We start from the raw sequence: 15,236 nt of genomic DNA, 5'->3' as shown, positions 1-15,236 counted from the left end.
ATCTTTTAACCCCAAGGAACCATGACTGGTTCCTCAGATTTTCCATCTTAATGTTTTTCACAGTGGTTTCGATGAAACCTTAAGATTGAGCGGTGAAGTATTCTTCAGATAGCTGCATGATAAGTTCAGAACCTGCTTTAATGCGTTGAGCACGAGCAGCAAGGTCAGGTAGAACTTTCTCAACATAGAAATCTGCGAGTACCAGTTTGTTTTGGAAGAAGCTCTCTGGTTTTGCAGCCGCAGCTTTGCTAATACGCGCAAACATATACACAAAGCTGAGTAAACCAACAGCGTGCAGGTAATCGACTGCCACCGAACTGCTAAAGTCTGGGGTGGTCTTAGATTGTTCTACAATGAATTGCGTTAATGCTTCAACTTCGTCAGAAACTTGCAATGCTGCAGATTTAACTTTTGAATCAGCCATGGTTGCAGCAAAGTCACGAATTTCAGCAATGTATTCGGCAATAAATGCACCATTACATTTCGTGGTTTTGCGTCCAATTAAATCAATCGCTTGTACGCCATTTGTGCCTTCGTAAATCTGTGAAATACGTAAGTCACGAATGCATTGCTCCATACCCCATTCACGGATATAGCCATGACCACCAAAGCACATTTGCGCTTCTAAAGTAGCTTGTAGGGCTGTATCTGTTAGGTAGGCTTTTGCAATAGGTGTCAATAAAGCCACGCGGTCATTGGCTTTTTTCACTGCAGCTTCGTCAGTTGAATATTTTGTAATATCCAGTTGCTGGCCAACATACACAGCAAATGCACGAGATGCTTCGTTGTTGGCGCGTACATTCAACAACATACGACGTACATCACCATGTACTAAAATAGAGTCTGCTGGTTTTTCAGGAGATTTCACACCTGTCGCAGAACGACCTTGTAGACGATCAGTCGCATACTGTGCAGCATTTTGGTAAGCAAATTCTGCAGCGCCAATCCCTTGGATACCCATCGATAAACGTTCATAGTTCATCATGACAAACATCGCCGCAAGACCTTCGTTTTCTTTACCAACGATATAACCTTTGGCACCATCAAAGTTCATAACACACGTTGCAGAACCTTTAATACCCATCTTGTGTTCAATTGAACCCGCTGAAACAGCATTACGTTCACCGACTGAGCCATCGGCATTGACATGAAATTTTGGAACGATAAACAATGAAATACCACGTGAACCCGCAGGTGCATTTGGCGTTTTTGCTAACACAAGATGGATGATGTTTTCACACAGATCATGTTCACCACTGGTGATGAAAATTTTCGTGCCTGTAATGTTAAATGAACCATCTTCATTCGGCTCTGCTTTGGTTTTAATGATCCCCAAATCAGTCCCTGAATGTGGTTCAGTTAAACACATAGTGCCTGACCATTCACCCGTATAAAATTTTGGAAGATAGGTTTCTTTTTGCTCTTGCGAAGCACGGTCATTAATCGCCATACCTGCACCCACAGTCAGTAGTGGATACAACATAAATGATGGATTGGTACTCCAAATCATTTCGTCAGCAAGTACCGTCAACATTTTCGGCATGTTTTGGCCGCCCCATTCTTCAGAAGCGCCTAAACCAACCCAACCACCTTCGGCGAATTGTTTAAAAGCGTCTTTAAACCCTGTAGGCGTAGTAACAATACCATTACTAAACTGCGCACCACCTTCTTCATCGGCTGTACGGTTCAAGTCTAGAATAACGTTTTTAGAAAACTTAGCCATTTCTTCTAAAATAGCATTTGCAGTCGCCATATCAATATGAGCTAAGTTTTCATTTGACTGCCAGAACTCATCTGCATTGAATACATCATTTAAGATGAAGTCCATGTCCTTTAACGGCGCATTGTATATTGGCATTGTACTTTCCTTTTCTACAGGCTTTGTCAGCGTCTTTGACAAAGTACTTTTTTAAAGTTGCACGCTCCCGCACAAAATCATCAAATCAATTTTGTGTGGATTTTTTTAAAGATCTGTTTTTTCAGATAGATATCTAAAAAGAATATAGATAATGTGTTTTTACCGACAAGTGAAAAATAACCACCTGATATTTTGAGCAGCATTATTTTATTACACTTAAATAAATTTATTGAGTTGACTAAATTTATAATTGGTAATTGATTAAAACCAAACATAATAGTACCCATAATCATGTTTAATTTAGGTTGTATTAATAACATAACAACCAAGACCGTTTTGTTAAATGCTGCTTTTGTTGTAAAAGCGAAAAGACAATAAATTAAAAAAAATAAAAATGGAATTTTATTTCAAAAAAATGACCTCAAGGGTTCAGTTTTATTGACATTAATTTTATGCTATGAATTCTATATGCTTTACGCACTCTACTAATGTGTTTATTTTTAAACCAATTTATGTAATATTTGAGACCATAGTGGAATGTAAGATTCACAAGATTTAGCTTAAGCTAGGCTTGTTCACCCTCAAGCTGTTTATGGAACAGGTATCATGAGTTCAGTACGCCAACAAAATTTTATCCTTCGCAAGGAAAAAATTTTAGCCATGGCAGAAACCCTGCTATTAGATAATAATCAAGACATCACCTTAAGTGAGTTAGCTTGTGAACTAGATATTGCCAAAGGCACGATTTATAAACATTTTAAAAGTAAAAACCAATTATATTTAGAACTGATTATCTTAAATGAAAAACGATTATTAGAAATTTCAAAAAAATATAATCATGATATTAAAACTTATGTTTCACAATATATGCTTTATAATATGTTGAATTCTAATCGAACTATATTATTACATGTCATTGAAGAACGTCTAACCAATAATGAACGTAAATTAAAAGAGTTATTTGAAGAGCTCTATCGTGTCCGTGAAGAACGTATTATTGAAATTAAGGACATGACCAGTGATTATTTAAAATCACTTGAAAGCGCAATGTCGATACGTGATTATTTATCCTATATTTGGACGGTCACTTATGGTGCATCCCTACTCCTTAATTCGACGCATTATCAAAAATCAATCGGTTCACGTGAACGTTTAATCAAGCTATATATTAATCAGGCGCTGATGACGCCAGATAAAATTTCAGCCGTATAAAATTGATTGAGAAATAAAAAAGCCGAACAACTTTTCGGCTTTTTTATATATTGCACAATATCTAAGTTATGCAATCACAGGTGGGAAACCATCTTCGGTTAAAGCGCTAATCAATTGCTCTGCACTAGCACTGGATTCAACCTCAACTAATTTAGTGGCTACATCAATAGTGACCGTTGCATTTTCATCTAAGTCTTTAATCGTTGCTGTCACGCTACGTGCGCAACCACCACATGTCATATTATCAATACGAAATTTCATGCTGTTCATCCTTCTTTTCTAATAACAACACTATAAACCTTGCCACGATTGTAAGGTCAAGCGGGTTTAAATCTTTGCTGTATGGCAGCACTCAGCCATGCCCGTTTCGATTTGATTTAAAATCGTACAATCGGCTTGATCATTACCGGCACAGCCATCGACGGACTGTTGCAAGATCTCAACCATGGCCTGTAAGTCTGCGATTTTTTGATTTAAGGTCTGGATGTGTTTTAACGCCAATGCTTTAACTTCTACACTTTGCCGACTTTGATTTTTCCAAAGCCCAAGTAAATCTTTCATTTGTTCAGAAGAAAAACCTAAATCACGCGCATGTCTTAAGAAACTCAAGGTTTTAATATCGGCTTCCGAGTAAATTCGATAGCCTGCATCAGTGCGCTGCGCATTATTTAACAGCCCAATCGATTCATAATAGCGGATCATTTTTGCAGAAATGCCCGATGCTTTCGCTGCTTGTCCAATATTCATCTCAAGACTCCTGAAAAACTGGCCCTTTAAATGCTTTTAAACGCAAGGCATTCGACACAACAAACACCGATGAAAGTGCCATTGCACCTGCTGCGAACATAGGTGAAAGCAGTATGCCAAAGAATGGATATAACACACCTGCAGCGACAGGAATCAATGCTGCATTGTAAATAAATGCCCAAAATAGGTTTTGGCGAATATTATTCATCGTCGCTGTGCTCAGTGCGATTGCTGTCGGTACCATTTGTAAATTACCCGACATGAGCACCACGTCCGCAGCCTCTATCGCCACATCTGTCCCTGTACCAATCGCCATGCCCACATCTGCTTGCGCAAGTGCAGGCGCATCATTAATACCATCGCCCACAAAACATACAACACCATGTTCTTTTTGCAATTTTTGTACAAATTGCACTTTTTGATCTGGCATCACTTCAGCAATCACATGATCAATTTTCAACTGTCGTGCTATCGCAGTGGCAGTGTGTCGGTTGTCACCTGTAATCATGGCCACTTTCAGTCCTAAATCATGCAAAGCTTGAATGGCTGCGAAGGTTGTGGCTTTGATCGGGTCGGCAACAGCAACAATGGCAGCAAGCTGTTGATCGATCGATACATAGAGCGGGGTTTTCCCTTCATTGCCCATGCGTTCCGCCAGTGATGAAAAGATTTGTGTATCTAAACCAAGTTTATGCATCAAATGATCTGCACCGATATAAATGCTTTGTCCTTCAACAACCGCCTGAATCCCCGCACCAGTCACGGAATCAAACTGTTCAACCTCTAAAAGTTGCACTTGCATCTCTTTCGCAGCTTGAACAATGGCATAGGCAATCGGATGCTCAGATTTCTGCTCTACAGAGGCCAATAACTGAAATACGCGATCTTTATCAAAAGCTTCAGTGACTTCAAAATCAGTCAGTTTAGGTTTACCTTCCGTCAATGTCCCTGTTTTATCAACTGCAACCACTTGTGTATTTTTGAGTTGTTGTAAGGCTTCACCTTTACGGAACAAAACTCCAAGTTCTGCACCACGCCCTGTACCGACCATGATAGATGTTGGCGTTGCCAAACCCATTGCACATGGGCATGCGATGATCAGTACTGCTACAGCATTGACTAAGGCATAGGTTAAACTCGGTTCAGGTCCAACTACATACCAAACTAAATAGGTGATCAAGGCCAACGCCATCACCACCGGTACAAACCACAACGTGACTTTATCCACCAAAGCTTGAATCGGTAATTTTGAACCCTGAGCTTGTTCAACCATATGGATAATTTGTGCCAAAACAGTATCTTGACCTACCGCAGTGGCTTGTATTTTCAAGGCCCCATTTTGGTTAATCGTTCCACCGACAACTTGATCACCGGCTTTTTTCTCGACAGGAATTGGCTCGCCACTGATCATGGATTCATCAATATAACTGTTCCCAGACACTACAGCACCATCGACTGGGCAACGTTCACCAGGCCGAATTTCAATCAACATACCTGTTTTAACATCACTAATCGGCAAATCTATATAGCTACCAGATTGCTCAACACGTGCTGTTTTGGGCTGCATGCCGACTAAGTATTGAATAGCTTGCGATGTTTTACCTTTGGCTTTCGCCTCCATAAAACGCCCCAAAAGAATCAACGCCACAATTACTGCGGCTGCTTCAAAGTACACATGAACGGTACCTTGCGGTAATAATTGCGGAGCAAACGTGGCAACACAAGAAAAACTATAAGCAGATAAAGTCCCGACTGCGACCAAAGAATTCATATCTGGGGCAAGTCGCGCAAGTGCTGGTATGCCATGCTGATAAAAGCGTCTTCCGGGTAGGATTAACACCAAAGTAGTTAATATAAACTGAATATACCAACTATTTTGTGTCCCTAAATTATGTGCAATAAAATGATGAAAAGCTGGAATCATGTGTGATCCCATCTCCAAGATAAAAACAGGAACAGCGAGTACCAATGCGATGATTAAATCACGTTTGAGTAACCGAGCTTCGTCGGCTTTTTTTTCTGCCATTGTCGGTTGTTGCTGCGTAGCAACGGTCGCATTGTATCCCGCTTTTTTTACTGCCGCGATCAATTCTTGTGTTTTTGAAACTGGCGCCTGAACAAAGGCTTTTTCACTGGCTAAATTTACCGTTGCTTTACTGACACCGTCTACAGCGTTTAAGGCTTTTTCAACCCGTGCTACACATGAAGCACGGGTCATACCGTCAATATTTAATTCAATATTGGGCTGTGCAATATGAAAACCTGCTTTTTCTACGGACTTCGCCAATGCAGAATTTTCAACAGATGCCAATGCCGTAATTGTGGCTTTTTCAGTTGCCAAATTCACTTTTGCATCGATGACTTCTGGAACTGTCTTTAAGGCTTTTTCAACACGTGCAACACACGATGCGCAAGTCATTCCTTCAATTTCAAGTTCAATCTGCTTTTGTGCAACGCCAAAACCTGCCTTTGCAACGGCCTGAATTACAGCAGAATAATCCACATTTTTATCACTCTGAACATGTGCTGTTTCAGTGGCTAAATTCACTTGAGCATCAGTGATGCCATCGACTTTTTTTAAGGCTTTTTCCACCCGTGCCACACAAGAAGCACAGGTCATCCCTTCAATAGCAAGTATGCCATCAAAAAGTTTGCGTTCTGTCGAATCTGTCATGGCAACATCCCAATCATATGTGCTTGTTTTAGGCTATAGCTTAAACTTTACCACAATGGGAAGGTCAAGTTTTTCTGACTCACAGCAAGGCTTTTCTTTAAGGTATAAAGAATTGCGAAGATTTAAAAACATAATCAATAATATTGAATAATGATTATTCAATTAGTTTATTTTTCTGATATTAAAACTACACATTTCCTCATTATTCAGTAAGATAGAGATTCGTGACCGCCAAACGAATTACTCTCTTTCGCATGTACAAACTGTCGAACATTTGCTTTAACTGCGCATATTTGTGTGCTTTTTTATTTTTAATTTTAAGTTGGAGTCTAGATCATATTGATGTTTGGCTCACTCAAGTGGTTATCCCTGCTGTCACGATATGCATACTCTTAGGCTTCCTGTTTAAATACATCGCTCGAAAGTTAGGACATGAACCACCTAAACGAAAAATTAAACAACAAAATGCCAAAAACGATGATCAAGACGCGGCTTAAGACACTTATAAATAACAAAATCATCAATAAAAAAGCCCATTCAAATGAACGGGCTTTTTTTCATGTCAGAATTATTAGTCAGCACTAATATCTTCAAATAAAACTGAAGAAAGATAACGTTCACCGCCGTCTGGTAAAATAACAACAATGGTTTTGCCTGCATTCTCAGGACGTGCAGCAAGTTTTGCCGCAGCAGCCATTGCAGCACCACTAGAGATACCCACTAAAATACCGTCATGAGTAGCCGTTTTACGCGCCCACTCAATTGCTTCAGCACTTTCAATACCGATCACTTCATCAACTAGGTCTAGATCTAAGTTACCCGGAATAAAGTTAGCACCAATCCCCTGAATTTTATGCGGCCCAGGAGTCAGTGTTTCGCCTTTTTTCGCTTGGGCAATAATCGGAGATTCAGCAGGTTCTACCGCAACAGAATAAAGCGGCTGATTTTTCACTTTTTCAAAATAACTTGAAATGCCCGAAATCGTACCACCTGTACCCACACCCGATACTAAAATATCGACTTTACCACCGGTCGCTTCCCAAATTTCTGGGCCAGTGGTCAATTCATGAATTTTAGGGTTTGCAGGGTTTTCAAATTGTTGTGGTAAATAATACGTTTCCGGATGTTCAGCAACGAGGCGCTGTGCTTCTTCGACCGCACCTTTCATGCCTTTTGCAGGTTCGGTCAATACGAGATTTGCACCAAAAGATTTTAATACCTTACGGCGTTCGATACTCATACTTGCTGGCATGGTTAATGTAATTGCATAACCTTTCGCTGCTGCAACAAATGCCAAAGCAATCCCTGTATTACCACTTGTAGGTTCTACAATATGCATACCCGGTTTTAATAAACCTTTTTCTTCTGCATCTGCAATGAGAGCTGCACCCACACGACATTTCACAGAAAATGCTGGGTTACGGCTTTCAACTTTAGCCAAGACCGTTGCTTCTGACTGAATCGCACGATTAATACGAACTAAAGGTGTATTACCAATCGCTTCAGCGTTATTACTATATACTGCGATACCTAAATTACTCGTTGCTGGAAAAGCTGAATCTGTTGTCATGACTATTTATCCCTTGTGTATTTATTGAATACGATCTTTAGATGATACAATTATTTTCAAAGTGTGCATGATTTTTTAAGCTAATGTCTTATATTGATGTGCATTTTGTGAAAGCTTGCACTAAAATCAAGCAATAAATTTAACTGATTAACTAAATTTAAACTTATAAAAATTAATGATATTTGATTTCATAAAAAACCATAGAAATTGTCTTATTTATTCAATGTATTAAGCCGTGATATCCGTATACTTGAGCTGTTGTTAATCGTATGGACATATCCAATGAATACCGATCTGGAAATCACTACTATGCGTGATTCTGCCGAATTAGTCGTGGGCGTTTTAAAGTCGCTGGCAAATACGGATCGTCTACTAATTTTATGTCATCTAGCACAGCAAGAATTGAATGTGTCTCAGATTGAAGAAATCACTGATATTAAACAGCCAACCCTCTCACAACAACTGATGATGTTACGCAAAAGTGATGTTGTGACCACGCGTCGTGATGGAAAGCAAATTTATTATTCAATTAAAGATGCAAATTTAGTTCAAGTTCTCAATACTCTTTACCAATTGTATTGCAACCAATCTTATAAATAACACTCAGTTATTTTAAAATTTCAAGCCAGACATGCTGTTCTTGCACCACTATAGATGAATTATCGCAATGGACAGCAATTCAATACCTTAATTTACCCTCCAGACTTCTTTTAAATATCAATAATTATTTCGCATATCCTAAGCTTTAAATCAGCTCATACTTTTCATTAATTCATTTAAAATGATGGCTTCTTAAATATCCCCTTAAATTTCCTGCAATATTGTACGGTCAAAATTTATTGCACAAGACTTCTTAGCATTTTTTATGCATAATATATATGAAATTGTGATTTAGATAAGTTTATGTCAGATTTAAAACCTCATTTCTTACAGAAATTTCCTGCTTGGCAGTGGTTACAGCACTACAGCACTGTGAAATTTAAATCTGATGTACTTGCTTCGCTGATCGTGATTGCCATGTTAGTCCCTCAAGGTATGGCGTATTCCATGCTGGCAGGTTTACCCCCAATCATGGGTTTATATGCCAGTATTTTACCGATGATTGTCTACGCACTCATTGGTGGAAGCTCAACCTTATCGATTGGCCCTGTGGCAATCATTTCGATGATGACTTTCGCCACGCTCAATCCGCTATTTGAAGTTGGTTCGCCTGTTTATATTGAAGCCGCTACACTTTTGGCCTTAATGGTCGGGCTGATTTCTCTTATGCTAGGTGTACTACGTTTTGGTTTTTTAATTCAGTTGATCAGTCATCCTGTCATTAAAAGCTTCATTATTGCTTCGGCACTGCTCATTGCACTTGGTCAGTTTAAGTTTCTTGTCGATGTCCCGCTAAAAGCCAACAACATCCCTGAGTTTGTTTTAAGTCTGTGGGAATACCTGAGTTTAACTCACTTTGCTTCACTCATCTTTGGTGTGCTGGCCATACTGTTTTTAATCTATGTACCAAAAATGTTGGCCACTCAATCAATTCAATCTCGATTCGGCTCTACTGCCTTTCTAAGTAAAGCACTTCCATTGATACTCGTGGTGATCTCAATTGCATCGGTGATGTTATTTGACCTGCAAAATGTCGGCATTAAAACCGTCGGTGAAATTCCTTCAGGTTTTCCACCCTTAAGCTTTCCACATTGGAACTGGGAACTGGTACAAACCTTACTGCCCGGTGCAACAATGATTGCCATGATCAGTTTTGTTGAGTCACTGTCTATTGCCCAAGCCACTGCCTTACAACAACGAAGCCAACTCAACAGTAACCAAGAGTTGGTCGCTCTAGGTTTAGCCAATCTAAGCGCTGGGGTTAGCTCCGCCTTTCCTGTGACAGGTAGCTTATCGCGTACAGTGGTTAATGCAGATGCAGGTGCGAAAACACCGATGGCTGGCGTGTTGTCGTCATTGCTGATTATCGTTGTCAGTCTCTACTTCACTGGGTTTTTCCAAGACTTACCCTTAGTGATCTTGGCGGCCACGATTATTGTTTCTATTTGGAAATTAGTCGACTTTAAACCTTTTGTGGATACATGGCGTTATTCAAAAGCTGACGGGATTGCGATGTGGGTGACCTTTTTCGGTGTGGTGTGTATCGACATTTCTACGGGTCTCATTATTGGTATTATTTCTACCTTTATTCTGTTGTTATGGCGCATTAGTCGTCCACATATTGCGGTGATCGGTTTAGTCGAGGGCACACAGCACTTCCGCAATGTACAGCGCCATCATGTCTATACCGCACCACATATTCTCTCGCTCCGTATAGATGAAAATATCTCGTTTTTAAATGCAAATACGCTTAAAGGTTTCCTGATCAATGAAGTCAGTGAAAATATTGACCTAGAACATGTTGTTATCAACTGCTCAAGCGTCAGTTCAATTGACCTCAGTGCCTTAGAAATGTTGGAAGATTTAAATGCTGAATTATCAAAATTAGATATTCGACTGCATTTTTCCGAGGTCAAAGGTCCTGTCATGGACAAATTGCAGCACTCAAAATTACTCACGCATTTGAGTGGTCAAATTTTTCTCACCCACTATCAAGCCGTTACTGAGCTTGCGACAGCCAGTTCTGAGTACCAAATTTAAAGGCCTATTAGCTCACTGTTTAATCAATGCGAATTTGATAAACAGTGAGTTTTGAAGGGTTTACATTTTAATACACAAAAATAGATTATAAAAAACAAAGGTTTATTTTTAAATTAAATTATTTTTTAAGCATTCCACATTTTCGTATAAAATACAGGGCTAATTTTCATCATTTTGTCATTGTAATTCTGACAAGGCTCTCCTATGTTTTCAGCATTTACACGCTTGAGTTTAGTAACCCGAATTATTATCGCCATTATTTTAGGTGTATTGGTTGCTGTCGTCGCTCCGAGCGTTGCACCCTATTTAAGTTTGCTTGGTGATTTATTCATTAAGGCATTGAAATCCGTAGCACCGATACTGGTCTTTGTACTTGTACTGTCATCCATTGCAAATTTCAAAGTGGGCAGCAGTAATTCTTACATTAAACCGATTATGTTGATGTACGCTATTGGTATGTTCCTTGCTGCTTTAAGTTCAGTAGTAGCAAGCCTTTTATTCCCAAGTACATTAATTCTTGATGTTGCTGCAGAAAACCTTGTGCCGCCAGGCAGTCTTGCTGAAATATTGAAAAACTTATTATTAAGTTTTGTCGCAAACCCTGTTACAGCAATTTCTGAAGCAAATTTCATTGGTATTTTGGCTTGGGCTGTTGCCTTAGGTATTGCATTTCGTCATGCATCAGAGAACACCAAAGTCTTTTTATCTGACGCTGCTGATGCAGTGAATAAAGTAATCCGTTTAGTGATTAACTTTGCACCTGTCGGTATCTTTGGTTTGGTTGCTGTTACATTTGCCGACTCAGGTTTGAAAACACTGATCAGCTATGCACACTTACTTGCAGTCTTAATTGGTACCATGTTCTTTGTTGCCTTGGTCGTCAATCCACTAATGGTGGCATTTATGACCCGCTCAAATCCGTTCCCATTGGTTTTCCAATGTTTACGTGAAAGTGGTATCACTGCATTCTTTACGCGTAGTTCTGCTGCAAACATTCCTGTAAACCTTGACCTTGCGAAGCGTCTTGGTGTCCCAGAATCGACTGCAAGTGTTGCAATTCCACTTGGTGCTGCAATCAACATGGCAGGCGCATCGGTCACAATTACAGTCCTCACACTAGCAGCAGTTCATACTTTGGGCATTTCTGTTGATTTCAGCACCATGTTGATTTTATCAGTCGTTGCTACCGTTTCTGCATGTGGTGCTTCAGGTGTTGCTGGTGGTTCATTGCTGCTTATTCCAGTGGCTTGTGGCCTGTTTGGTATTTCAAGCGATATCGCGATGCAAGTTGTTGCCATTGGTATGGTCATTAGTGTACTTCAAGATTCAACTGAAACAGCTTTAAACTCTTCGACTGACGTATTATTTACAGCTGCAGTAGACCGTGGTTTAAGATAATATCTTGATATTGGATACTTTTTAAGGCGAGGCCATGCCTTTTCAAACTTTACCGCTTTGGATACAACTGGGTGCTTTTTTTCTCGCAGTGAATGCAGGAATGATTAATGTACTCGGGCTGGTGACGATCTTGCACCAGTCGGTATCTCACATGACGGGTAATGTCAGTATGTTAGCCATGGCCTTCATTGCATGGCAGCCAGCTACGATTATTTATTTGATTTTAGTCTTGCTCTGTTATGTGATTGGCTCATTTTATAGTGGGCTTATTCTTGGAAATAGTCACTTTAGCTTAACCCGACGTTATGGCGTCCCATTAAGCTTGGTGGCTTTTTTTATTGTCCTGTGTTGGCTGCTATTACCCTATTTTCCACGTTATGCTTTGCTTTGGGCATGCGTGGCGATGGGGGTACAAAATGCAATGGTCAGCCACTATAAAGGCACCATTATTCGTACCACACACCTCTCTGGTGTTTTGACGGACTTAGGTTTGGCTTTGGGTTATAAAGCTCGTGGACTTTCGGTTGAGTCTAAACGTGTGGTCTTACATTTATTAATTTTAGCGGGATTTATCGTCGGTGGCATACTTGCCAGTTGGCTTTATCCTTATTTAAAATTAAACGCATTCCTGATTCCTGCCGCACTCAGTTTAGTCATGAGCGCAGTATATTGGATCATCTATTTTCATTATCGACATATACACGATTAGTTGGAACGTACTATGGTTAAAAATGCATTACAGGCGCAACTGCTTAAAGCAGGTCTGGTCGATAATAAAAAGGCAAAAAAATTGTCTAAACAAGCCGTACATGAAAAACGTACTGGTGAAAGTAAAGATGCTGAAATCAAGGCGAAAATTGAGCAAGATCAGCAGCAGAAAATGGCCAAAGATCATGCTTTAGAGCAAGATCGTAAAGCCGTTTTGCAAGAAAAAGAATTAAAAGCTGCCATCATGCAAATGATTAATCAGCATAAAATTCGTGATACCGATGGCGAATCGACCTATCAATTTATCGATGATGCCAAGATTAAAAAGCTTTATATCAATCAGCAAATTTATAATGCCCTGGTTGCTGGCAGTCTTGTTATTGCACGTGAAAATAGCAACTATGCTTTTTTACCAAAAGAATTAGCCGACCGTATTAATGCGAAAATGGAAGGCTTTATTATTGTGAATAATTCTGAAGTCAATGAACAAACCACGGATGAAGAAGATCCATATGCAGCTTATGTAATTCCTGATGATTTAATGTGGTAAGCATTTCATATCGCTAATGAAGCTCCTAATTAGGGGGCTTTTTTTAGCTCAACATTTATTTATTTTAGTTCATCAATTAGGTTATACCTTCAAAAAATCATTTTTAGCACAAAATAAGTAACATTATGGACTATACATGTCGTAACTCCGTAAAGTTTACGAGTATAAAATTGCTTATATAATCATCATAATTACAATAGTTTGATCATTAAACCTTTCATTTACTTCAATAAGAGTAGGATAATTTTGGAAAAATTTCAGTTCATTAAAAATATTCAAGACTGGTCAGATCAATATCCGTGGCTAGAAATGCTGACTTCGCTCAGTCTTATTATTATTTTTGCCATTATCGCAAATTTTATCGCCAAGCAAATTGTGGTACGTGGTATTCGTAAGCTCGTGTCTAAAATGGCCTTTAGCCACAGTCAAATTTTGTCAGAACATAGTGTGATTAAACGCTTTGCCAACATTGTTCCAGCAATTGTAATCTTAAATGGCATAACCACAGTCCCACATTTATCTGTGAAGTTTATCTCAATCGTTCAAATGGCTTGTCAGGCCTTTATCTTCCTGACCATTGCTTTAGCCATTTCTGAATTACTAAATATTTTTAATCTGATTTACCAACGTAATCCAAAATCTAGAAACAAACCGATTAAAGGCTATTTGCAGTTGGTCAAATTGATTATTTTTTTGGTGTGTGGCCTGATGATTTTAGGTACTTTCTTGAAAAAAGATGTATTTACATTACTCGCAGGCTTTGGTGCTATGGCGGCCGTGCTCATGTTGGTTTTTCAGAACACCATTTTGTCACTGGTGGCTTCGGTACAAATTTCTTCTTATGACATGGTGCGAATTGGTGACTGGATTGAGATGCCTTCGCTTAATGCGGATGGCGATGTCATTGATATGTCATTACATACTATTACCGTGCAGAACTTTGATAAGACCTTTACCACGATTCCAACCAATAAACTGGTGACTGACACCTTTAAAAACTGGCGTGGTATGGCACAGTCTGGTGTGCGCCGCATCAAACGCTCGCTTTATATTGATCAAAGCTCTATTCATTTCATGACTCAGGATGAGCAAAACAAACTCAAAGAATTTTTATTATTAGATCAATATCTTGATCATAAGCATGAAGAGCTTGCTCAGTTTAATCAGCAACTTTCAAATCAATCGAAATATAATCAGCGCCGTTTAACCAATCTTGGGACCTTTCGTGCCTATGTAGAATTCTACTTACAACAGCATTCAGGCATTGCCCAACACCAAACGATTTTGGTGCGTCAGTTACAACCCACGAGTGAGGGCATACCTTTAGAGATTTATGCTTTTAGTAAAACCATTGCATGGAAAGATTATGAAGCGATTCAATCTGATATCTTTGACCATCTGATTGCAATCACACCTGAGTTTGGTCTTAAAATCTATCAAGCCCCTTCTAGTGCCGATTTTAAAGCCCTCGTTCAACCAAATGTTGATAAAAGCTAAGACTTAATTGCGCATCTCCCCATGTATATTTGAAGAAGAAATTCTTTAGGTTAAAGAATTCACAATGTCGATTGAATATATATTGGGGGCGTTTTCTTTAAAAGCTATTCGACATCTGCTAGTGCTTGTTTATCGCGCAATGCAAGGATTTAGAGCAGGCTAGATAAATGCGCTGATCGTATAATTTCCTAAAAATATAATGCATCTGAAACAACTAAAAATAATTAACTGATGTTACGCACATAACAGTAATTTCACATTTTAAAAATGATTTTTAATTCTATTCGACGGAGTCTTACATCTAGGGGGTGAATAAAGGGATTAGCCTTCGGCTGGAGGTACTTTTGTTTTGGCAAAAGCACCCAAAACCATTGTCATCCGC

The 15,236-nt window shown here is 39.2% G+C and carries 12 protein-coding genes and 1 pseudogene; 7 read left to right on the top strand and 6 right to left on the bottom strand.

What is annotated here, in order from left to right; genetic code table 11:
* Positions 1 to 79 precede the first annotated feature (79 nt).
* Positions 80 to 1,858 (bottom strand): acyl-CoA dehydrogenase C-terminal domain-containing protein, encoded by a 1,779-nt coding sequence (locus FTU79_RS03580; RefSeq protein WP_180048936.1) that lies wholly within the window; start codon positions 1,856 to 1,858, stop codon positions 80 to 82.
* A 606-nt stretch (positions 1,859 to 2,464) separates the two neighbouring features.
* On the opposite strand from FTU79_RS03580, the gene FTU79_RS03575 reads away from it, so the two are divergent.
* The gene (locus FTU79_RS03575; protein WP_078190941.1) at positions 2,465 to 3,070 is read left to right on the top strand and encodes a TetR/AcrR family transcriptional regulator; all 606 of its coding nucleotides are present in this window, start codon (positions 2,465 to 2,467) and stop codon (positions 3,068 to 3,070) included.
* 66 nt (positions 3,071 to 3,136) lie between these two features.
* Here the strand turns inward: FTU79_RS03575 and FTU79_RS03570 are convergent, their stop codons facing one another.
* The 5 genes and pseudogenes from FTU79_RS03570 to cysK form a co-directional block, all read right to left on the bottom strand.
* Positions 3,137 to 3,331: a heavy-metal-associated domain-containing protein gene (locus FTU79_RS03570; RefSeq protein WP_180003680.1), complete on the bottom strand. Its 195-nt coding sequence runs from the start codon at positions 3,329 to 3,331 to the stop codon at positions 3,137 to 3,139.
* Between the two features lie 66 nt (positions 3,332 to 3,397).
* The gene (gene cueR, locus FTU79_RS03565) at positions 3,398 to 3,817 is read right to left on the bottom strand and encodes a Cu(I)-responsive transcriptional regulator (RefSeq protein WP_180003682.1); all 420 of its coding nucleotides are present in this window, start codon (positions 3,815 to 3,817) and stop codon (positions 3,398 to 3,400) included.
* Position 3,818: 1 nt separating this feature from the next.
* The gene (locus FTU79_RS03560; RefSeq protein WP_373685644.1) at positions 3,819 to 6,257 is read right to left on the bottom strand and encodes a copper-translocating P-type ATPase; all 2,439 of its coding nucleotides are present in this window, start codon (positions 6,255 to 6,257) and stop codon (positions 3,819 to 3,821) included.
* Positions 6,258 to 6,329: 72 nt separating this feature from the next.
* Positions 6,330 to 6,437, bottom strand: a pseudogene (locus FTU79_RS16720) (cation transporter); the annotation flags it as partial.
* A gap of 625 nt (positions 6,438 to 7,062) precedes the next feature.
* Positions 7,063 to 8,061, bottom strand: a complete 999-nt coding sequence (cysK, locus tag FTU79_RS03555; RefSeq protein ID WP_111884368.1) for a cysteine synthase A — start codon at positions 8,059 to 8,061, stop codon at positions 7,063 to 7,065.
* A gap of 282 nt (positions 8,062 to 8,343) precedes the next feature.
* Between cysK and FTU79_RS03550 the strand changes: the two genes are divergently transcribed.
* The 6 genes from FTU79_RS03550 (at position 8,344) to FTU79_RS03525 (ending at position 14,854) form a co-directional block, all read left to right on the top strand.
* A complete protein-coding gene (locus FTU79_RS03550) occupies positions 8,344 to 8,661 on the top strand; it encodes a helix-turn-helix transcriptional regulator (RefSeq protein ID WP_078193801.1) in 318 nt (105 codons plus the stop codon).
* A gap of 303 nt (positions 8,662 to 8,964) precedes the next feature.
* Positions 8,965 to 10,701, top strand: a complete 1,737-nt coding sequence (locus tag FTU79_RS03545; protein ID WP_078193802.1) for a SulP family inorganic anion transporter — start codon at positions 8,965 to 8,967, stop codon at positions 10,699 to 10,701.
* Positions 10,702 to 10,905: 204 nt separating this feature from the next.
* Positions 10,906 to 12,099, top strand: a complete 1,194-nt coding sequence (gene sstT / locus FTU79_RS03540; protein ID WP_180048934.1) for a serine/threonine transporter SstT — start codon at positions 10,906 to 10,908, stop codon at positions 12,097 to 12,099.
* Positions 12,100 to 12,133: 34 nt separating this feature from the next.
* Complete coding sequence (locus tag FTU79_RS03535; RefSeq protein WP_180003692.1) at positions 12,134 to 12,808, top strand: YoaK family protein; 675 nt, start codon at positions 12,134 to 12,136, stop codon at positions 12,806 to 12,808.
* Positions 12,809 to 12,820: 12 nt separating this feature from the next.
* On the top strand, positions 12,821 to 13,357 hold the full coding sequence (locus FTU79_RS03530; RefSeq protein ID WP_168377529.1) for a DUF2058 domain-containing protein: 537 nt from the start codon (positions 12,821 to 12,823) through the stop codon (positions 13,355 to 13,357).
* A 246-nt stretch (positions 13,358 to 13,603) separates the two neighbouring features.
* The gene (locus FTU79_RS03525; protein ID WP_180048933.1) at positions 13,604 to 14,854 is read left to right on the top strand and encodes a mechanosensitive ion channel family protein; all 1,251 of its coding nucleotides are present in this window, start codon (positions 13,604 to 13,606) and stop codon (positions 14,852 to 14,854) included.
* Positions 14,855 to 15,236: the final 382 nt, after the last annotated feature.

The sequence above is a fragment of the Acinetobacter sp. YH12144 genome (assembly GCF_013418345.1).
GTDB classification, from domain to species: Bacteria; Pseudomonadota; Gammaproteobacteria; order Pseudomonadales; family Moraxellaceae; genus Acinetobacter; species Acinetobacter amyesii.
This window is presented reverse-complemented; position numbering and strand designations above follow the sequence as displayed.

Excerpts from the sequence above, each read along its gene's own strand:
- sstT (WP_180048934.1), top strand. The coding sequence starts at position 10,906 with ATGTTTTCAGCATTTACACGCTTGAGTTTAGTAACCCGAATTATTATC.
- cueR (WP_180003682.1), bottom strand. The coding sequence starts at position 3,817 with ATGAATATTGGACAAGCAGCGAAAGCATCGGGCATTTCTGCAAAAATG.
- FTU79_RS03575 (WP_078190941.1), top strand. The coding sequence starts at position 2,465 with ATGAGTTCAGTACGCCAACAAAATTTTATCCTTCGCAAGGAAAAAATT.
- FTU79_RS03580 (WP_180048936.1), bottom strand. The coding sequence starts at position 1,858 with ATGCCAATATACAATGCGCCGTTAAAGGACATGGACTTCATCTTAAAT.
- FTU79_RS03535 (WP_180003692.1), top strand. The coding sequence starts at position 12,134 with ATGCCTTTTCAAACTTTACCGCTTTGGATACAACTGGGTGCTTTTTTT.
- FTU79_RS03550 (WP_078193801.1), top strand. The coding sequence starts at position 8,344 with ATGAATACCGATCTGGAAATCACTACTATGCGTGATTCTGCCGAATTA.
- FTU79_RS03570 (WP_180003680.1), bottom strand. The coding sequence starts at position 3,331 with ATGAAATTTCGTATTGATAATATGACATGTGGTGGTTGCGCACGTAGC.
- FTU79_RS03530 (WP_168377529.1), top strand. The coding sequence starts at position 12,821 with ATGGTTAAAAATGCATTACAGGCGCAACTGCTTAAAGCAGGTCTGGTC.
- FTU79_RS03545 (WP_078193802.1), top strand. The coding sequence starts at position 8,965 with ATGTCAGATTTAAAACCTCATTTCTTACAGAAATTTCCTGCTTGGCAG.
- cysK (WP_111884368.1), bottom strand. The coding sequence starts at position 8,061 with ATGACAACAGATTCAGCTTTTCCAGCAACGAGTAATTTAGGTATCGCA.